The organism is Microvirga aerilata (assembly GCF_016743775.1).
Classification (GTDB): Bacteria; Pseudomonadota; Alphaproteobacteria; order Rhizobiales; family Beijerinckiaceae; genus Microvirga; species Microvirga aerilata.
The window spans coordinates 1-16640 of sequence record NZ_JAEQMY010000052.1; the positions used below are offsets into that span (position 1 = coordinate 1).

Consider the following 16640-nt stretch of genomic DNA (forward strand, 5'->3'; position numbering starts at 1 on the left):
GCTCCAGCTCCTCCAGCACGAGCACACCCGCGCCGCCGGCAATGACGAAGCCGTCGCGGTTGGCGTCATAGGCGCGGGACGCCCGGGCCGGAGTGTCGTTGTATTTGGTGGACATGGCGCCCATGGCGTCGAAGAGGTTGGACATGCTCCAGTCCAGGTCCTCGCAGCCACCGGCGAACATCACGTCCTGCTTGCCGTACTGGATCATCTCGTAGGCATTGCCGACGCAGTGATTCGACGTCGCGCAGGCCGACGAGATTGAATAATTCACGCCCTTAATCTTGAACCAGGTCGCAAGAGTTGCAGAAGCGGTGGAGGACATGGCCTTGGGCACCGCAAACGGGCCGATGCGCTTGGGACCCTTCTCGCGGGTGATGTCGGCCGCTTCCACGATCACGCGGGTGGAGGGACCGCCGGAGCCCATGATGATGCCGGTGCGCTCATGGGAGATCTCGTTCTCCTCAAGGCCCGCATCCCGGATCGCCTGGTCCATGGCCACATGGTTCCATGCCGTGCCCTTGGCGTGGAAGCGCATGGCGCGGCGGTCGACCATCTCTTCCGGGTTCAGGCTCGGGGCGCCCTGCACCTGGCAGCGGAAGCCGTATTTCGCAAAATCCTCAGCCTTGCTGATGCCGGATTTCGCTTCACGCAAAGAGGCCAGCACCTCCTGCGTGTTGTTGCCGATGGACGACACGATGCCCATTCCGGTGACGACGACGCGCCTCATAGCCTACCTCTTCAAAAAACCTTCGATGCCAAGCCTAACGTTCCAACACGTAAGGCCGCCCCCGCTCATTCTCAACGGTGAGCCTGCGAATAGGCGAAAGCATGATCTTTCGCCCCGAAGCCTGCTCGCCCGGCGGCAGGTGGGTTTTCCGAAAAGATCACGCTTTGTCAATCCGATACGGCCGATGCGCCGACCCCGATCGGCGCTCCGCATCCTAGCCGCCGGCTGCGGCTTCGGATTGGAACAGGCCGACGCGCATGTCCTTGGCCTCGTAGATCCGCCGTCCGTCGGCCTCGAGCCAGCCGTCGGCGATGCCGAGCACCAGCTTGGAGCGGAAGACGCGCTTGAGATCGACGCCGTAGACCACCTTCTTGACCGTGGGCAGCACCTGGTCGGTGAACTTCACCTCGCCGACGCCCAGGGCGCGGCCACGACCGGGGGAGCCGCCCCAGCCGAGGAAGAAGCCCGTCATCTGCCAGAGAGCGTCCAGCCCTAGGCAGCCCGGCATCACCGGATCGCCCTTGAAGTGGCAGGGGAAGAACCAGAGGTCCGGCCTCACGTCGAGTTCCGCGACCACGTGGCCCTTGCCGTAGGCGCCGCCATCCTCGCCGATGGAGGTGATGCGGTCGAACATCAGCATGGGCGGAAGCGGCAGCTGCGCGTTGCCGGGGCCGAACAATTCTCCACGCCCGCAGGCAAGGAGCTCTTCATAATCAAAACTGGACTGGCGGGCCATGCCGAAAGCCGATCCTTTCATCGCGTCATCAAAGCGGCCTCGAAAGATTTCCGGAGGAAACCTCCAAGGCCCGGGTTCGGGGCTCTGGTAGCACAGGCTTGGCCATCCATCAAAGGGAGCTTGAGCATCGGACCCAAGCGCGGATTTGCCATTTCCGGCTTCATCCGAAGCGCCTCCTTGAATGAATGCATCATGCGGAAACCCGGATCCGCTCATCCGCACGGTGCGCCGGGCCAGAGGCGGAATACCCCTCCACCCGGGGTCGACCGCATTCCTAGGATCCCGGGTCAGCCTTGCGGTAAACCTCTCGCTTTCCTATGATTGTGATGGTAGAAGCGCTTATTCCTCCATTCAGTTCCGATGATGACCGATCCCTTGTCCGCCTATATCGAGTCCACGACCGCTCCGGTTCAACGGAAGGGCTGCCCCCTGTCCGAGCTCCGGGACAAGCTGCGCCGCGTGGGTCTCCGCCCGACCCGGCAGCGGGTGTCCCTCGGCTGGCTCCTGTTCGGCAAGGGCGACCGGCATATAACGGCTGAAATCCTCTTCGACGAGGCTTCCCGTGCCCGGGTCCCCGTCTCGCTGGCAACCGTCTACAACACCCTGCACCAGTTCACGGAAGCGGGCCTGCTGCGCCAGCTCGCTGTGGACGGGGTCAAGGCCTATTTCGACACCAATCCGACCGAGCACCATCACTTCTTCCTGGAGGACGAGGGCGAACTCGTCGACATGCCCTCGTCGGGCCTGAGCGTCGCCGACCTGCCCGAGCCGCCGGCCGGCATGGAAGTGGCCGGCGTCGAGGTGATCGTCCGCCTGCGCCGCAAAGCCGCCTGAACGCCCGCGTTCCGGTCGACGGAGCGGCACGGTTCTCAAAACACATGCCGCTCAGCCACAGCCTCGCCGCCATTCTCGTCACGGTCATCTGGGGCCTCAGCTTCGTCGTCATCAAGCTCGGCGTGGGCTCTACGCCGCCCCTGCTGCTGGCCGCACTGCGCTTCCTGTTCGCGGCGTTTCCGGCGGTCTTCTTCGTCGCCCGCCCAAAAACCAGCTGGAAGAATGTCGTGGCCTACGGCTTCTTCCTGGGCGTCGCCCAGTTCGGGCTGCTCTTTGCGGCCTTGGCCATCGGCATGCCGGCAAGCCTCGCCTCCGTGGTCATGCAGGCGCAGGTCTTCTTCACGGTCCTGTTCGCCGCGGTTCTCATGGGCGAGCGGCCCGGGCCGCATCAGGCGGTAGGCGGTCTCGTCGCATGCTGCGGCCTCGTCCTGATCGCTTGGCCGCGCCTCAGCGGCGGGGGAGCCGGGCCCTTCCTCATGACGGTGCTCGCCGCTGCCTCCTGGGGCGTGGCGAACATCGTGTCCAAGCGGGCCGGCCGCGTAGACATGCTCGGCTTCATCGTCTGGTCGAGCCTGGTAGCCCCGCTGCCGCTGCTCGGCCTCTCGCTCTGGCTCGACGGCCCTGCGCAAGTGATCGCCGCCCTGAGGCAGGTCGATGGCAGCACCGTGGCGGCCATCGCTTATCTGGCCTATCCGACGACGGTGTTCGCGTTCGGCATCTGGGCCTATCTCCTGTCCCGGCATCCGGCGGCTACCGTGACACCCTTCGCCCTGCTGGTGCCCGTGGCGGGCATCCTTGGATCAGTGTTTTTCCTGGACGAGGCTATGCACCCTATCGAGGCGTTGGGCGGGGCCGTCATCGTGCTGGGTCTCGCCTTCAACGTCTTCGGGCCCCGCTTCATGCGGCGCTCCACGGCGCGCTGAGAAAGCACAATCGTCAGCAGAAGCGGGCGGAGTACCCATCCTAACAACGGCCGTATTAATCCCGGAGGGTAGGCTCCTGGCGATTAGTGATAATCAGAAGTTGAGTGATCCTATGCTATAAAACCTCTGGAATATGGAGGTGTGGCCATGGATACACGAGTCCACAGCATAGAAGATGTTCGGATCGAAGCTTTGAATGTGACGGACGGATCCCCGCCGGCCGTTACGGTTTCGGCTTTAGGAAAGGTCAACTCCACAGGCTGGACGCACCCGAGGCTCGGCCCCTGGATCTATATCGATACCCCGAAAGACGGTATCCTGGATCTGGACTTCATCGCCACGGCTCCTGCCGGGATCGTTCTCTTCGTCATATCGCCCATCTCCGTCGGACTGACCTTTGCCGTACCGGAATGGGTGCGCGGGGTCCGGGTTCACAGCTCCACGAACGCCGTGGAGGGCATGCTGGGGAAAGCCAAAGGGAAGGGAAGCAAGGACCAGGCGGATCAAGGAAAGCCAGGGCCGTGGCCGTTCCCATGGCAGGGACCCGAGGCCCTGAGATGAAGCTCCAGGCCGGGCTGCCCTATCGCAGCAGCCCGAACCCCACCAGGGCATAGGCAATCAGGAAAATCGCCACGATGACGTTCAGAAAGCGCGGCGCCACGATGGAAGCCGCCCCGAGCACCAGGGCGAGGATCGGAAGAAGGTTCTTCAGGCTGAGCGACAGGGTCATGGAGCGGACTTTCGGGCGGATAGGGCTGTTACTCCGTTCTATCGCCCGAATTCTTGATAAACTGGAAAGACCCTACTCCACGGTCTCGTTGGGATAGACGCCCCACAGCTTCTCCTGCTGGATGTAGCCGTCCACGTCCCGCGCGCCGTCCATCACGATCATCACCCGGCACCATTTGCCGTCGCATCCCTTGATGTTGGTGATCACGCCCGGCTGCAGCTGGGCCACCACGCCGCCCTTGTCGTCGGCGCGGTCAACGAGGCTGATCGGAGGCTGCTGGCCTTTGACCCAAGGCATCACGAGGGCCGTGCGCCGTCCCGACAGGAGCGAGTGGAGAACCCAGCCTTCCGTGCCCTCCGAATCGCGGATGCGCCGCCAGGTCTCGTATTCGGCGATGATCTCCACCGGCAGTCCGGCGCGCTGGAACACCCAGGCGGTCCTGTGGTCCTTGGAGGGACCCTCGCGAAGGTTCACCCGGTCCGTCTTGAGGCTCACGTAGCGGGGCACCGGCAGCCCGGTTCCGAGACGCCCGCCCGGAGGCTGCTGCGCCAGCGCCGAGGCCGTGCTCAGGCTGAAAAGAGCAAGGGCAAGGACGATCTTGCGCATGGTTCCCCCGAAGTGGCTTTGTCTTGAGTTGAAGGCTCTGGTAGAGAAGCTTGACGGACGCCGCCACGCGGCGGGTCGTCGCCTTTGATCGCCGAAGCAGGGTTAAGAGAGCGTGAAACTCTTTTCATTTCGCCGATTTTTCAGTGCTGGGGACACCACGTACCGATGAAGAAGAGACCTGTCGTCGTCGTCACCCGCCGCCTGCCCGACGTGATCGAAACGCGCCTGCGCGAGTTGTTCGACACCCGTCTCAATCTGGAGGACAAGCCCCTGTCGGCGGAGGAACTCGGCGAGGCCGTCAGAACCGCCGACGTTCTCGTGCCGACGATCACGGATGAGATCACGGCTGCCGTGCTGGAACAGGCCGGCCCCAATCTGAAGCTCGTCGCCAATTTCGGCAACGGCGTCGACAACATCGACGTCTCGGCGGCGGCTGCGAAGAGCATCACCGTCACCAACACCCCCGGCGTGCTCACCGAGGACACGGCGGACATGACCATGGCGCTGATCCTTGCGGTGGCCCGTCGCCTGCCCGAGGGCACGCGCGTGATCCCGGAGGGAGAGTGGTCGGGCTGGTCGCCCACCTGGATGCTGGGGCGGCGCATCACGGGCAAGCGCCTCGGCATCGTCGGCATGGGCCGCATCGGCCAGGCGCTCGCCCGGCGGGCCAAGGCCTTCGGCCTGTCGATCCACTACCACAACCGCCGCCACGTTCCGCCCAAGATCGAGGCGGAGCTCGAAGCAACCTATTGGGAATCCCTCGACCAGATGCTGGCCCGCATGGACATCGTGTCCGTGAACTGCCCGCACACGCCCGCCACCTATCATCTGCTCTCGGCCCGGCGCCTCAAGCTCATGAAACCCGACGCCATCCTGGTGAACACCGCCCGCGGCGAGATCATCGACGAAGGGGCACTTACCAAGCTTATCGAGACGGGCGCCATCGCGGGCGCCGGCCTCGACGTGTTCGAGGAGGAGCCTGCGGTCAATCCGCGTCTCGTGCGGCTTGCCAAGCAGGGCAAGGTGGTGCTCCTGCCCCATATGGGCTCAGCCACCCATGAGGGCCGCGTCGCCATGGGCGAGAAGGTGATCGTCAACATCAGGGCCTTCGTGGACGGCCACAAGCCGCCGGATCGCGTGCTGCCGAGCATGCTCTGACGGCTGCAGCCGGCTCATCGCAGCTGGATCGTCCCGATGTTCCTGCGCATTGGCCCTTGTCCGAACGTCGCTCTAACTTATGTTAATGAACCTGAGTCGGACGGCATACCCCCCACGATCAACCCTGTTGCGAACGGACCGGTTCGAATGAACGGTGATGCAAATCCTTTGCGACCAGTGGTGCTTCTCGTCGAGGATGAGATGTTCGTCCGGATGGCAACGGCCGATGCCTTGGAGGATGCAGGGTTCGAGGTTGTCGAAGTCGCCAATGCCCAGGCGGCGCAGGAGGTTCTCGGCCGCCGCAGCGATATCCGGGTTCTGTTCACCGACGTGCAGATGCCGGGCCCGATCGACGGTTTGGAGCTTGCAGCCCTCGTTCGCAGCCAATGGCCGCATATTTGCGTCATCATCACCTCCGGTCATCTCCAGCCGAGCGGCGACAATTTGCCCGACAAGGCCGTCTTCATCCCCAAGCCCTATGGGGAGCAGGCACCCGCACAGGTTATCCAGTCCCTGATCGGCTGAAGCTTTGATCTCAAACCCCCTGTTCTGTCGGGAGAAATGGCTGAGAGGCTGCCCCATGCCTCTCGCGGACGTGAAGACTTGGGCTTACGCACCGCTGCAACCAAAAACCATCTCCGGCATAAACATATGTGAGTGCGACTAAGAACCGAGTTTGGCCAGAACAGGGCTGTTCTTCTCCCCTTCATGACCCTTATGACCAACCCCCTGATTTTGAAGCTCGAACGGCGTGACCAGCTCTCCGACGACGAGAAGAGAGCGCTGGAAAACGCGATCGCGCGCATCCGGGTTGTCGAGGCGGACGAGGACATCGTGCGGGAGGGGGATCGTCCGGCGGAGAGTTCCCTTCTGCTGGATGGCTTTGCTGCCCGCTACAAGATCGTCTCCAATGGCCGGCGCCAGATCTCGGCTCTCCATGTTCCAGGCGACTTCCTCGACCTGCACAGCTTCCTGCTGAAAACGATGGACCACGGCGTTCTGGCCCTCACCACCTGCCGCATCGCCACCGTTCCCCATGCGACGCTCGAGAAGATCACCGACGAGTTCCCTCATCTGACCCGGATGCTCTGGCTCAACACCCTCATCGACGGCGCGATCCATCGCGAGTGGCTCACCGCGATGGGTCGATTGTCAGCCACGGCTCATATGGCGCACCTGATCTGTGAGCTTTATCTGCGCCTCAAGACAGTCGGGCGCGCCGAGGGCGACACGATCCAGCTTCCGATCACCCAGGCGGAGCTCGGGGATACATTGGGCTTGTCGACCGTTCACGTGAATCGCGTGCTGCAGGAATTGCGCAAGGAAGGTCTTATTCGATTCCAGGGTGACGCGTTGACCATTCTCGATTGGGAGCGGCTGAAGAAAGTGGGCGAGTTCACCTCCACCTACCTCAGCCTCCAGAACGAAGATCGGTAGCGGGACCATCGGATACGTCATGCGTGAGATTACCCTCCAGTCCCTTCCGGTCCTCGCAGATGGCGGCCCCCATGAAGGGCAGCTCGTTCTCACCGATGGACATCTGGTCGCCGTTTTGACCCAGGTTCCCGCCGAAGAGACTGCTGGGGGAGAACGTCCCGCCGGAGGATGGCATCTTGAAGCGGGCTTCGGTCCCTGCAGCGACATCATGAGCATCACGCCTCCGGTCTTTGCAAACCTGGAGGAAGCCGTCGAATGGGTGCGTGTCAGGCTGGAAGCGGGATTCGCGCCTTCCTGAGTGCCCGGCGCTAAGCCAGCCGACCGATGATCTCCCCGGCTGCCCGCTCACCCTCCTCCCATGCCCCTCCTGCCGTGCCCCACTGGGCCCGGGAGAGTGCCTCGCCGGCAAACCAGATCCGCTCCCCGACTGGGGCTTTCAGGGTGTCTCGAACCGCGTACAAACCCGGCGGCACCACGGCCCAGGAGGCCTGCGACCAGGGATCGTGCCGCCAGCGGGTCGTGTGAACGGCGCTCAAATTCCGGATCGCCCGGTGGCCGAACTGCTCCGCCAGCACCTCGCGGGCATAGCGGTGGGGCGCGTGAGCGTCGCGCCGGTCGAGCGCTGCGGCCGTGGGCTGATCGAGCTCGAAGAAATGAAACGGCGTGCCGTCGATGCAGGTCAAGAGGCCGGGAGGATCCCGATGCATCCCAGTGAGGCTCGCCAGCCGGTCAGCACCGCGAAACGGTGAGTCCGGCCAGTGCAGGACCACATGCTCGTAGACCCCTTGCGTGAAGCCGTGGATCGCCTCCTGGACGCCGTTGGGCAGGGCCGGCGCAAAGCGGATCGCATCCTGCTGCAGTACCGCCATTGGGGTCGTCACGAGCACGGCCTTGGCCTGAAGCGTGCCGGCCGTGCTTTCGACCCGCACGCCCGATCCCGACCAGTCGATGGCGTGAACGGCGGTGCCGAGCCGGACCGGGAGGCTTTGGCCAAGGCGGCTCACAAAGGCGCCGAGGCCGCCTGCGATGAACAGGTTGTCGGCGTATTCCATGCTCGGAAAATCGTGCAGGCTCACCTCGTCCAGCGGGCGGCCCGAGACGAGGCCGTGAATGGCCACAACCCTTCGCCCTTGCGGTCCCATCGGCGGCAGGACCCGTCCCGCCGGCTGATCCTCGCGGCCCTTGGCGGCTTGCGTCATGGCCCGGTCGGCCATTGCAAAGGCCCGGTCGAGTGCTGCGCTCTGCGCCCGGCTTCCCGGCCTGCCCCTGACGAAGAAGTGCCCTTCCACCGGAGCCCGGCGCAGGGGCTCGCCTCTCCGGCGGCCCAGCCTCACCAGGGGGTTGATCGGCCCGGCATGGAGCCAATGGGCACCGAGATCGAGCGGGTGGCCCTTGAAGCGGGCCGTCACCGTCCGCCCGCCGATGCGGCGGCGCGCCTCCAGCACCGTCACCGTCAACCCGGCGACCATCAGGCGCCGCGCCGCCGCGATCCCAGCGCTTCCTGCGCCGACCACCACCACGTCGGGCGTTGCAGCGGGGTTTGGCGTCGATACGCTTTCAGACTGCACAGCTTCCTCCACCCCTCGCCTTGCGGCGGGTCCGTTCATAAGTAAAGTCCGCGCCTTGCACCGCGTGAGGCGCCACATGCGAGATCATGGGCGCAACCCGTAGAGCCCCGAAGGAGACAAACGACAGATGCTGATCCAATCGGTTTTTTCAGCCATGCGCGAGGTTTTCTCGCCCGCGCTTCGGCGCATTCTCTGGAAATCGATCGGACTGACGGTGGCGCTGCTCGTCCTTGTCTGGCTCGGCCTCACCAAGCTGCTCGACATCTTCCTCACCAACCACGACCTGAGCGCCAGCTACCCGATCGTCGACAGCCTCGCGTTCTTTCTCGCAGGCTTCGGTCTCTTCGTCGCCCTGATCTACCTGTTGCCCGCGATCTCGGCCATCGTGGCAGGCTATTTCCTCGACGACGTGGCCGAGGTTGTGGAACACAAGGACTACCCGTCCGATCCCCCGGGCCAGGCCCTGCCCTTCGGAAAGGCCATTCTCTACGGGCTGCGCTTCGCGGGCCTGTCGATCCTGGTGAACCTCGTCGCCCTGCTCCTGTTCTTCATTCCGGGCATCAATATCGGGGCCTTCTTCGTCGCCAATGCCTATCTGCTGGGCCGTGAATATTTCGAGCTGGCGGCGGGGCGCTTCTGGTCCGCGGAGGATGTGGCGCGCCTGCGCACCGAGCACCGGGGCACGGTGCTGGCGGGAGGAGCGGTGGTGGCCGGCCTCGTCCTGGTGCCGGTGCTGAACCTCATCACCCCGGTCTTCGGCGCGGTGATGATGGTTCATCTGCACAAGAAGCTCACGCGGGGCCAGACGGGGCGGATCGCGGCTCCGCGCACAGGGGTCGCGTCGATCGAGAAGACCTGAAGGGGTTCAGGCCGAACCTCTCAGCGGTGCGCCGACTGGCTGGTGGCGGGGCCGATGGCGCGATCCGGGTGGAAGCCGGACCCGGCACCCCCGGATTCAGGGGCCAGCAGGTCCGGCGTCGTGCTCGGGGTCGCATTGCGCTTGAGATCGAACTGGCCCGTCTTGCGGAAGCGCACCAGATAGGTGGGCACCATGGCCTCGATGGTGGTGGGCGTGACGCCGAGGCCCTGGATGGTCCGGCCCTCGCTGACAGCGCTCTCGGAGACCACATTGTCGCTCTCGAGCAGGATCGCCTGATCGCGGGTCGTGACGATCTCGTTGGGCAGGAGCCCGAGGGTGAGCTTGTCGAGAAAGCCCATGACGCTGCCCTGAGCCCGGGCCACGGCGTTCGGGACGGGAACAATGACGCGTCGGCGCTCGGTGACCTCGAACACGAGTTCCATCATCTGGCGGAGGGTGCGGACCTCGGGGCCGCCGAGCTCGTAAACCCGCCCGCCGGGCACCGCACCGTCGACCGCCCGCACGATCGCCTCGGCCACGTCGCCTGCATAGACCGGCTGAAAGCGGGTGTCGGCACCCGGAAGCGGCAGCACCGGCAACATGCGGGCCAGCGTCGCAAAGCGATTGAAGGAGTTGTCGCCTGGCCCGAACAAAAGCGACGGACGCAGGATCACCGCATCCGGCCGCACCTGGAGCAGGGCGGCTTCGCCTTCCGCCTTGGAGCGGGCATAAGCCGATTCGGAGTTCGCATCCGCCCCGATAGCCGACACATGGGTGATGGTCACCGCTTTCTTGGCAGCCTGCGCGATAAGGGCGGGCGCCTTGGCCTGGAGCGTATCGAAGCTCTGGCGGCTGTTTTCCTGCAGGATGCCGACCAGGTTGATAACATGGTCGGCCCGGGCCACCGCGTTGGCGACCGAGTCCGGATGGCGCAGGTTGGCATGGATCGGGTGAACCTGCCCCACTTTCCCCAGGGGAAGGAAGTTGGAGAGATTCGGCTGCCGAGTGGGCACGAGGACGCGGTAGCCGCGCTTGGCGAGAAGGCTCACCACATAGCGTCCGAGAAAGCCCGATCCGCCGAAGACGGTGACGATTTGTTGCTCAGGCGTGCGAAGGGCACCGATCATGAAAACTCTCCTGCCCAGGTTCTCCTGCCCATGGAAGAGCTTGAAGGGAGCTTGGGTGTGAAACTTGAGAAACGTCTCTAGTCAAACGCCGCTGGCCTGTGAAGAGGTGCATGGGCAAGAAAGCGCATCGGACGCGTTTTCAGTGATTGACGCGCCGCCTGAAGCACCGTAAACGAACCTCGCCGAACAGGCATGCCCAGGTGGCGGAATTGGTAGACGCACTGCTTTCAGGTAGCAGCGGGTAACACCGTGGAGGTTCGAGTCCTCTCCTGGGCACCATCTCTTCAAGATGGTTCTTGTTTTACAGGCACTTAGCATCATCTCAGGCCCGGCAGGGGAGGGTGCTTAAATTTAGGTGCTTAAAAATCGTCCCCCTTCGTTCTCTTATCTCGATCCTTTAAGTTCACTGAGTGTTCGCCAGCGCTCGCTCATAAAAAAAAGCCGCCCGAAGGCGGCTTGGATAGATGTGCGGTGTAACTTGGTTAAGCTGCTTGGAGGGCCTCTGCTTTGGCTGCTGCCCTCGCAGCACCAGTTCGCCACTTTTCGTAGACACTCGCCTTTTTCTTCTCGCGAAAGTAGGCTTTGGCGTAGCGGTCGATCTCCTTCAGTGTCTGGTGCCCCGTTAATGCCATCACCTCGTGAGGGTCACAGCCACGCTCGATGAGGCGGCACACGCAGAGCTTCCGCAGACCATGCAAGCTATACCCGTTCGGGATGCCCGCCTGATTGAGCCACTTGCGAACTGTGTTCCCGAAGCTCTCCTTCACGTAAGGGCGGTCATCACGGTCAAGCCGGATGAAGAACTTTGATCCCAGAATGCCCGCTGCCTGTGCAGCTTTGAGACTTTCATGAAGCTCATCGAGAATTGGAATATGAGCGACATAGGGATCGCCATTGTCACCCTTCTCCTGCTCAACCCGAAGAGAGCCGTAGGGAAGGCCCTTATCGGGCGGGATAAACTGGTCCCATCCCAGAACGTAAACATCACCGCGACGCTGTCCGGTGTAGCCTGCGAGATCGAAGGTTAGGCGCTGCTTGGTGCCGAGGGGGTAGGCTTCCACCATTCGATCCCACATTTCGTCTGTCCACATCCGGTACCCCCCGCCTTTGATATTCTCCTTCTCGACCGAGATAGCGTAGTTCACCTTCACGAGTTTGCGCTTGATGGCGAGCTTCAGCACGCCTCTGACCCACTTGATTAGGTTGTTCTTCTGCGCAGCACCAACCGTTGCGACCACGTCCTGGGAGCGACCGGTTCGCTTGTGGACCTTCTCGCCCTCCCTGATTCGGACTTTTCGATCTACCAGGGCCTGAATGGCTTCGGTATCGAGCCTGTCTACAGGCATTTCGCCAAAGGTGCGGCCACCGGGATCTTTGCTCTTGAGAGGTTGGCTCCACGTCCAACGCAACTGCCCTTCGATTGCACGCCGGTTCTTCAGCGTTTGAAAGGTGTCTGTTTTCATGTACTCAAGGCAGAGCCATCCCCAAGTTCCATGAGGGAAACTGGTGCGAGGGGTCACAGGCTTCTGAGGCGGTAACGCTGCGATCGCAAGACGCGCCTTCTCAGTCTCTTCTTGTTCTGGTATGGATGTTGACCAGCCCAGAAGCGAGCGTAGGCGACCTGGAACTCAGAGCCATAAATAATGTCATCCTTCACGCGGTACTGCCGCTGGCCTTTGCGTCCGAACCAAAAGTACCAGCGCGTTCGACCATGACGGTTGGGAAGGTTGTACACGTGAGGCCAGCCGCTCGCGGTGGCCTTTGGTCCTTTCTTCGCCCGAGCCATCAGTTCACGCTCCACTCATCATCCGAACCGGCAGCATCCTCATCGTCATCCCAGAAGGGTAGCTTGTGAAAAGTCTCCACTGATTCGATCCATGAGTACACCTTGCGGTTTCCAGCACGACGGGCACGCGGAAGAAGTTCAGGACTCTTGCGCTTGAGTTCTGCGAACTGGCTCGGGGAAATGCCCCACAAGCATGCAACTTGATTTTCGGTCAATCCGACAGCCTGTACGCCTTCCGGCAGGCAAATATTTTTCTTTGCAATAGTCATAGCAATTCACTTCGAAGCTTACCGGGTCCACGCTCCGTAATCTTGAATGTCCGGTACCCGCCTCGGAGGGCGGCGTGTTCGTGATCGGATGCCCAAACGGCCTCCAACTGCTGTGAACCGTACCTGAGACGATCTTGAAAAGTCGAAATTGAAATTCGAGGTATTTGGCGGCAGACAGAGCCGCCCAGGTTTTCACTCCTCTAACCTGATGGTGAGGCTCCAGTGCCGGTCGTAATTTGGATAGGCTACGGCAAAATAACTGGCTGACTTTCCGAGATGCCATAACTGAGCCGTTGCTGGCTCTGTTCCTTCCAGCGTCAGGGTCGCCTGCTTGAAACCAATCGCTTTTGGTTGCCGTGCAGCCTCTCTTGCGCTGACCGTTGCAATACGGGACGAGTTGTACCAAAGCGGGTGCCAGAACACTTAAATCAAAGGTTGGCGCGGCGGTGCGCGTTAACGGGAAACGGTTGCCTGGGAATGACTGAGGGCAGGAGGAAGTGAAATGAGGGTATTCGTGCTGACCGGCGCTGGCATCTCAGCCGAGAGCGGCCTGGGCACCTTCAGAGACAAAGGAGGCATCTGGGCGCGGTTCGATCCAATGAAGCTCGCCACGCCCGAGGCGTTCGCTCATGATCCCAATCAGGTGCATGCCTTCTACAATGCGCGCCGAGCAAACCTCCTCTCTGCCGAATCGAATGCGGCTCACCGCGCCATCGCCCGGCTGGGGGCAGCCCTGACGGAGCACGGGGGCGATCTCTTCCTGTGCACGCAGAACATCGATGACCTTCATGAGCGGGCCGAGTCGAGCAGGGTTGTCCATATGCACGGAGAACTCCTGAAGGCGCGCTGCCTTCGCTGTGAGGTGGTGATCCCCTGGCGGGATGACCTGGGTGTTGAGGTCCCCTGCCCGTCCTGTGCTCAGGCCGGTGGTCTCCGTCCCCACGTGGTCTGGTTCGGCGAGATGCCACTGGAGATGGACACCATCTGTGATGCCCTTCAACGGGCAGACCTCTTTGTGGCGATCGGCACCTCGGGGTCGGTGTACCCTGCCGCAGGGTTCGTGACTGAGGCTCGCGGCAACGGCATCCGCACCTGCGAGGTCAACCTGGAGCCGTCCGACAATGCGCGGCAGTTCGATGAAACCCACTATGGGCCAGCCAGCACCGCTGTCCCGGCGTGGGTGGAGAAGGTGCTGGCAAGCTTATAGAGGGTCGGTCTCACCCTCACTTTCCGTGCCGAGGCGACAGCGTGCGACGGGAGCGCCTGAACGACATCCAGGCCCGCTCCAGCCCTTCCTTCTCCCATTCATCGTCACAGCGGATGTAGAGGACCGTGTCGCCGCCCAGCCCCGGTTCACGGTGGACGACCTTCACCCCGCTCCTGGCCTGGATCATCGCAGTAGCATCCAAGCGCTCTTCAGGGTGCACAATCATTAGGGCGACGTTCGGGTCAGCTTCAACCTGCTCACGGCTGTGTTGGTTGGCAATGTCGAGAATGTTCATGGGAGGTCTCCAGTCTTTGAGTTCTGGATGTATTTATCCCCGAGCAGCACTGGTCCGCGAAAACCCTCGCCCGTGGGTTGAGGATCGATGGGGTGAAGCCCGCAAGGGGACATAAGCTTGGGCTGGCGGAGGACTCCTTACCATCTTTGAATGTGTCGGGACGGTGCCACTACCCTCCGATCTCGATCCGAACCACTTGCACTCGGTCCTGGACCCGCACCTCGACCACCTTGGGATCTTGTCTGGCTTTGATGACGCTCAGGTTGCCGCTCCGCTCCAGGCGGGCTTCGGCCACCTGCTTGAGGTCAGACACACCCTTCCCGCGCAGATCCTCCCAGAGGTCGTGCTCCGTCATGTGCACCTTGCGCATGGCCTGCTCGTCCACCTGACCGTCTCGAATCAGGGTGCGAGGCTTATCCTTGATGAGCAAGCCGAACCCGTGTCAGCGCATGGCAATCCCGGAGAACAGCCAGTGCATCCCGAGCAGCACCGCTGTCGCTCCCAGAGCAGGGAGGAAAGGGCTATTGCCGGTCACGGCACGGCTAACGATCGAGCCGATCATGATCCCGAGGATTACGTCAAAGGCCGTTGCTCGGCCCATGAAGCGCTTTTTGGCCAGCCGCACCATGAGCACCGTAACAATGAACACCACAGCAGCGCGGAGCCCCATCTGGAGAACGTTGATCTCCCGGCTCTCCAGCCCGAGGCCCAGCACCACGTCCACGGCATCCATGATCTCATCCATCCTGTAACCTCCTGAGTTCGCGAAGGAGGCAGAACAACGGGACAGGCTCAGGGGGAGTTCAAGGTGATCGAGAAGCAGCGATGAGTCTGCGGTGCCTTCCTTGCGGTCATCGCGTTGTGGCGGCAGGCGGTTCGCCTTCGTACCAGCCGCGTGGTGCTTTCAGATCCGAACCACCGACAGCATTGCGGGAACCTCGACAAGCACACCAGCGACAGTAGCCATGGCGGCACCAATGTACACTGCAACGGGCATGCAGCGGTGCTCTCGCTGTCAATTATCGAGTCCAGGGCGAAGCCTGGAAGCGCCAGACCAGCAACGTGGTTGGCACTGTCGATGGTCCTGATCACGCACTCTCAAGGGCACGGTAGACGCTGGCACGGCTGATGCCGAGCCTCCTGGCGATCTGCGTCATGCCCCAACCCTCGGCTTTGAGGGTGCGGACGGCATCCGCGTTCGGCACAGCCACCGGCTTGCGTCCACGGTACTTTTTCTCGGTGCGAGCCTTGGCGATGCCGATACGCTGGCGCTCCAGCATTACCTCGCGCTCCCACTGGCAGATCGACCCGATAAGGTTCAGCGTCAAACGGCCCGTACTGCTGGAAGTGTCAAGGCCCATGTCGAGGATGCGCAGGGTGACGCCCTTCCGGTCCAGCAGGGAAACGATCTCGAACATCCGCGGAAGGGAACGCGCTAACCGACTCAGCGAGGTGCACATGAACACGTCACCCTCGCGGGCGAACTCCAGGGCACGATCCAGTTCAACGCGTTCAGAAACCGAAGAGACCATCTCGCCGAACACCTTGTCGGCACCGGCCTTCTTTAGCGTCTCAGCCTGAGCCTCGAAGCCCGCCTGTTGTTCCGCCGTTGAAGAGCGCCGATAGCCGATGATCAAGCCGGTGTTCCTTTCTGAGACAGACACTGGACGACTTTGTATCAACCATCGAGATGCTTCAACAAAGATACAGTGGTACCGCCTATTCGCTGAACCCAGGTTCAAAGAAACACATTCACCTCAAGTTAAGCGAGGTTGGGTTCGCATGGAGTGGCGCGCGCTCTCATGAGCGGCATCTGCATCGCACCGGCCTATATGTGTGACCGAACCGTGAAAGCCGCGCATGATGGACTGGAGGCCGTGCTCGGACCGACTATGCCGAAGCCGATCAGGTCTGTGTGATGGACACCTGACGCCTGAAGAAAACTGAGATCGCGAAGGAACTCGGGATCAGCGTGAGGAGCGTGCACCGGCTCCTAAACTGAGCTTCTACCTTGCGGGAAACTCCAGCATCGTCGGAGCGCCCGCACTCTGAGACGGATGACCGAGTGGCGGCCTCGGCGCCTCAAAAGCACCGAGGCTAAGTTTGCTATGGCTACCATTGTGGTAGTGCCAGCCTCATGCGGGACAGACCATTGAGGTCGTCAGCGTATACACGCCAACCATCGGCAGTCCATATAGCTTGCCACCATCCTGTGAGAAAATTACTGAGTTCAGCACTCAGTTCGGAACTGAACATCTCACCTATATCGGCATATGGCTTTGTTACTTTGCTGAAGATAACAAGTCCCTCGCCCTTTGCGACCACATTCGGTCCAAGTTCAGGGAGATCGCGGAACACTGCTCGGGCTTGATTTATCA

At 62.2% G+C, this 16640-nt stretch carries 21 protein-coding genes, 1 tRNA gene and 1 pseudogene; 10 read left to right on the top strand and 13 right to left on the bottom strand.

All coding sequences use genetic code 11. The features are described from left to right. A partial coding sequence (locus tag JKG68_RS22930) for a beta-ketoacyl synthase N-terminal-like domain-containing protein (RefSeq protein WP_281399200.1) occupies positions 1-727 on the bottom strand: 727 nt, incomplete at its 3' end. Positions 728-941: 214 nt separating this feature from the next. Continuing rightward, entirely contained in the window at positions 942-1463 is a 522-nt protein-coding gene (fabA, locus tag JKG68_RS22935) for a 3-hydroxyacyl-[acyl-carrier-protein] dehydratase FabA (RefSeq protein WP_202063668.1), read from the bottom strand. A 363-nt stretch (positions 1464-1826) separates the two neighbouring features. Here fabA and irr point away from each other — a divergent pair, with 363 nt between their 5' ends. The 3 genes from irr to JKG68_RS22950 all read left to right on the top strand — a co-directional run bounded on the left by irr (position 1827) and on the right by JKG68_RS22950 (position 3781). Continuing rightward, entirely contained in the window at positions 1827-2297 is a 471-nt protein-coding gene (gene irr / locus JKG68_RS22940) for a Fur family transcriptional regulator Irr (protein ID WP_246515752.1), read from the top strand. A 44-nt stretch (positions 2298-2341) separates the two neighbouring features. Then, positions 2342-3220 (top strand): EamA family transporter, encoded by an 879-nt coding sequence (locus JKG68_RS22945; protein ID WP_202063669.1) that lies wholly within the window; start codon positions 2342-2344, stop codon positions 3218-3220. 147 nt (positions 3221-3367) lie between these two features. Beyond that, positions 3368-3781: a hypothetical protein gene (locus JKG68_RS22950; RefSeq protein ID WP_202063670.1), complete on the top strand. Its 414-nt coding sequence runs from the start codon at positions 3368-3370 to the stop codon at positions 3779-3781. Positions 3782-3800: 19 nt separating this feature from the next. On the opposite strand, the gene JKG68_RS22955 is transcribed toward JKG68_RS22950, so the two are convergent. Together JKG68_RS22955 and JKG68_RS22960 are read right to left on the bottom strand one after the other, a co-directional pair. Then, positions 3801-3950 carry a DUF3096 domain-containing protein gene (locus tag JKG68_RS22955; protein WP_202063671.1) on the bottom strand — a complete coding sequence of 50 codons (150 nt, stop codon included), beginning with the start codon at positions 3948-3950 and terminating at the stop codon, positions 3801-3803. Between the two features lie 72 nt (positions 3951-4022). Further along, positions 4023-4556 carry an SH3 domain-containing protein gene (locus tag JKG68_RS22960; RefSeq protein WP_202063672.1) on the bottom strand — a complete coding sequence of 178 codons (534 nt, stop codon included), beginning with the start codon at positions 4554-4556 and terminating at the stop codon, positions 4023-4025. Between the two features lie 165 nt (positions 4557-4721). Here JKG68_RS22960 and JKG68_RS22965 point away from each other — a divergent pair, with 165 nt between their 5' ends. The 4 genes from JKG68_RS22965 (at position 4722) to JKG68_RS22980 (ending at position 7449) form a co-directional block, all read left to right on the top strand. Beyond that, positions 4722-5714 (top strand): 2-hydroxyacid dehydrogenase, encoded by a 993-nt coding sequence (locus JKG68_RS22965; protein WP_202063673.1) that lies wholly within the window; start codon positions 4722-4724, stop codon positions 5712-5714. A 147-nt stretch (positions 5715-5861) separates the two neighbouring features. Next, positions 5862-6239, top strand: a complete 378-nt coding sequence (locus tag JKG68_RS22970) for a response regulator (RefSeq protein WP_202063674.1) — start codon at positions 5862-5864, stop codon at positions 6237-6239. Positions 6240-6431: 192 nt separating this feature from the next. Further along, the gene (locus tag JKG68_RS22975; RefSeq protein WP_202063675.1) at positions 6432-7151 is read left to right on the top strand and encodes a Crp/Fnr family transcriptional regulator; all 720 of its coding nucleotides are present in this window, start codon (positions 6432-6434) and stop codon (positions 7149-7151) included. A gap of 19 nt (positions 7152-7170) precedes the next feature. Continuing rightward, on the top strand, positions 7171-7449 hold the full coding sequence (locus JKG68_RS22980; protein WP_202063676.1) for a hypothetical protein: 279 nt from the start codon (positions 7171-7173) through the stop codon (positions 7447-7449). 10 nt (positions 7450-7459) lie between these two features. On the opposite strand, the gene JKG68_RS22985 is transcribed toward JKG68_RS22980, so the two are convergent. After that, positions 7460-8758: a flavin monoamine oxidase family protein gene (locus tag JKG68_RS22985; protein WP_202063677.1), complete on the bottom strand. Its 1299-nt coding sequence runs from the start codon at positions 8756-8758 to the stop codon at positions 7460-7462. 88 nt (positions 8759-8846) lie between these two features. Here JKG68_RS22985 and JKG68_RS22990 point away from each other — a divergent pair, with 88 nt between their 5' ends. Further along, complete coding sequence (locus tag JKG68_RS22990) at positions 8847-9578, top strand: sulfate transporter family protein (protein WP_202063678.1); 732 nt, start codon at positions 8847-8849, stop codon at positions 9576-9578. 20 nt (positions 9579-9598) lie between these two features. On the opposite strand, the gene JKG68_RS22995 is transcribed toward JKG68_RS22990, so the two are convergent. After that, positions 9599-10705, bottom strand: a complete 1107-nt coding sequence (locus JKG68_RS22995) for a complex I NDUFA9 subunit family protein (RefSeq protein ID WP_202063679.1) — start codon at positions 10703-10705, stop codon at positions 9599-9601. A gap of 194 nt (positions 10706-10899) precedes the next feature. On the opposite strand from JKG68_RS22995, the gene JKG68_RS23000 reads away from it, so the two are divergent. Then, positions 10900-10984, top strand: a tRNA-Leu gene (locus JKG68_RS23000). Between the two features lie 203 nt (positions 10985-11187). On the opposite strand, the gene JKG68_RS23005 is transcribed toward JKG68_RS23000, so the two are convergent. Next, positions 11188-12168 (bottom strand): tyrosine-type recombinase/integrase, encoded by a 981-nt coding sequence (locus tag JKG68_RS23005; RefSeq protein ID WP_202063680.1) that lies wholly within the window; start codon positions 12166-12168, stop codon positions 11188-11190. Positions 12169-12490: 322 nt separating this feature from the next. Beyond that, positions 12491-12760 carry a hypothetical protein gene (locus JKG68_RS23010; protein WP_202063681.1) on the bottom strand — a complete coding sequence of 90 codons (270 nt, stop codon included), beginning with the start codon at positions 12758-12760 and terminating at the stop codon, positions 12491-12493. Between the two features lie 502 nt (positions 12761-13262). Here JKG68_RS23010 and JKG68_RS23015 point away from each other — a divergent pair. Next, the gene (locus JKG68_RS23015) at positions 13263-13967 is read left to right on the top strand and encodes an NAD-dependent deacylase (RefSeq protein ID WP_202063682.1); all 705 of its coding nucleotides are present in this window, start codon (positions 13263-13265) and stop codon (positions 13965-13967) included. A gap of 16 nt (positions 13968-13983) precedes the next feature. Here the strand turns inward: JKG68_RS23015 and JKG68_RS23020 are convergent, their stop codons facing one another. The 5 genes and pseudogenes from JKG68_RS23020 to JKG68_RS23035 all read right to left on the bottom strand — a co-directional run bounded on the left by JKG68_RS23020 (position 13984) and on the right by JKG68_RS23035 (position 15899). Next, positions 13984-14262: a hypothetical protein gene (locus JKG68_RS23020; RefSeq protein WP_202063683.1), complete on the bottom strand. Its 279-nt coding sequence runs from the start codon at positions 14260-14262 to the stop codon at positions 13984-13986. Between the two features lie 169 nt (positions 14263-14431). Further along, positions 14432-14692 (bottom strand): YetF domain-containing protein, encoded by a 261-nt coding sequence (locus tag JKG68_RS23025; protein ID WP_202063684.1) that lies wholly within the window; start codon positions 14690-14692, stop codon positions 14432-14434. A gap of 12 nt (positions 14693-14704) precedes the next feature. Next, a complete protein-coding gene (locus JKG68_RS23030) occupies positions 14705-15007 on the bottom strand; it encodes a DUF421 domain-containing protein (protein WP_202063685.1) in 303 nt (100 codons plus the stop codon). Positions 15008-15113: 106 nt separating this feature from the next. Next, positions 15114-15238 (bottom strand): annotated as a pseudogene (locus JKG68_RS34810) (arsenical-resistance protein); the annotation flags it as partial. 112 nt (positions 15239-15350) lie between these two features. After that, on the bottom strand, positions 15351-15899 hold the full coding sequence (locus tag JKG68_RS23035; protein WP_202063686.1) for a recombinase family protein: 549 nt from the start codon (positions 15897-15899) through the stop codon (positions 15351-15353). Positions 15900-16640: the final 741 nt, after the last annotated feature.

Excerpts from the sequence above, each read along its gene's own strand:
- JKG68_RS23030 (WP_202063685.1), bottom strand. The coding sequence starts at position 15,007 with ATGGATGAGATCATGGATGCCGTGGACGTGGTGCTGGGCCTCGGGCTG.
- JKG68_RS22990 (WP_202063678.1), top strand. The coding sequence starts at position 8,847 with ATGCTGATCCAATCGGTTTTTTCAGCCATGCGCGAGGTTTTCTCGCCC.
- JKG68_RS22995 (WP_202063679.1), bottom strand. The coding sequence starts at position 10,705 with ATGATCGGTGCCCTTCGCACGCCTGAGCAACAAATCGTCACCGTCTTC.
- fabA (WP_202063668.1), bottom strand. The coding sequence starts at position 1,463 with ATGGCCCGCCAGTCCAGTTTTGATTATGAAGAGCTCCTTGCCTGCGGG.
- JKG68_RS23015 (WP_202063682.1), top strand. The coding sequence starts at position 13,263 with ATGAGGGTATTCGTGCTGACCGGCGCTGGCATCTCAGCCGAGAGCGGC.
- JKG68_RS22945 (WP_202063669.1), top strand. The coding sequence starts at position 2,342 with ATGCCGCTCAGCCACAGCCTCGCCGCCATTCTCGTCACGGTCATCTGG.
- JKG68_RS22970 (WP_202063674.1), top strand. The coding sequence starts at position 5,862 with ATGAACGGTGATGCAAATCCTTTGCGACCAGTGGTGCTTCTCGTCGAG.
- JKG68_RS23005 (WP_202063680.1), bottom strand. The coding sequence starts at position 12,168 with ATGAAAACAGACACCTTTCAAACGCTGAAGAACCGGCGTGCAATCGAA.
- JKG68_RS22950 (WP_202063670.1), top strand. The coding sequence starts at position 3,368 with ATGGATACACGAGTCCACAGCATAGAAGATGTTCGGATCGAAGCTTTG.
- JKG68_RS23020 (WP_202063683.1), bottom strand. The coding sequence starts at position 14,262 with ATGAACATTCTCGACATTGCCAACCAACACAGCCGTGAGCAGGTTGAA.
- JKG68_RS23010 (WP_202063681.1), bottom strand. The coding sequence starts at position 12,760 with ATGACTATTGCAAAGAAAAATATTTGCCTGCCGGAAGGCGTACAGGCT.
- JKG68_RS22985 (WP_202063677.1), bottom strand. The coding sequence starts at position 8,758 with ATGAACGGACCCGCCGCAAGGCGAGGGGTGGAGGAAGCTGTGCAGTCT.
- JKG68_RS22965 (WP_202063673.1), top strand. The coding sequence starts at position 4,722 with ATGAAGAAGAGACCTGTCGTCGTCGTCACCCGCCGCCTGCCCGACGTG.
- JKG68_RS22975 (WP_202063675.1), top strand. The coding sequence starts at position 6,432 with ATGACCAACCCCCTGATTTTGAAGCTCGAACGGCGTGACCAGCTCTCC.
- JKG68_RS22980 (WP_202063676.1), top strand. The coding sequence starts at position 7,171 with ATGCGTGAGATTACCCTCCAGTCCCTTCCGGTCCTCGCAGATGGCGGC.
- JKG68_RS22960 (WP_202063672.1), bottom strand. The coding sequence starts at position 4,556 with ATGCGCAAGATCGTCCTTGCCCTTGCTCTTTTCAGCCTGAGCACGGCC.
- JKG68_RS22955 (WP_202063671.1), bottom strand. The coding sequence starts at position 3,950 with ATGACCCTGTCGCTCAGCCTGAAGAACCTTCTTCCGATCCTCGCCCTG.
- irr (WP_246515752.1), top strand. The coding sequence starts at position 1,827 with ATGACCGATCCCTTGTCCGCCTATATCGAGTCCACGACCGCTCCGGTT.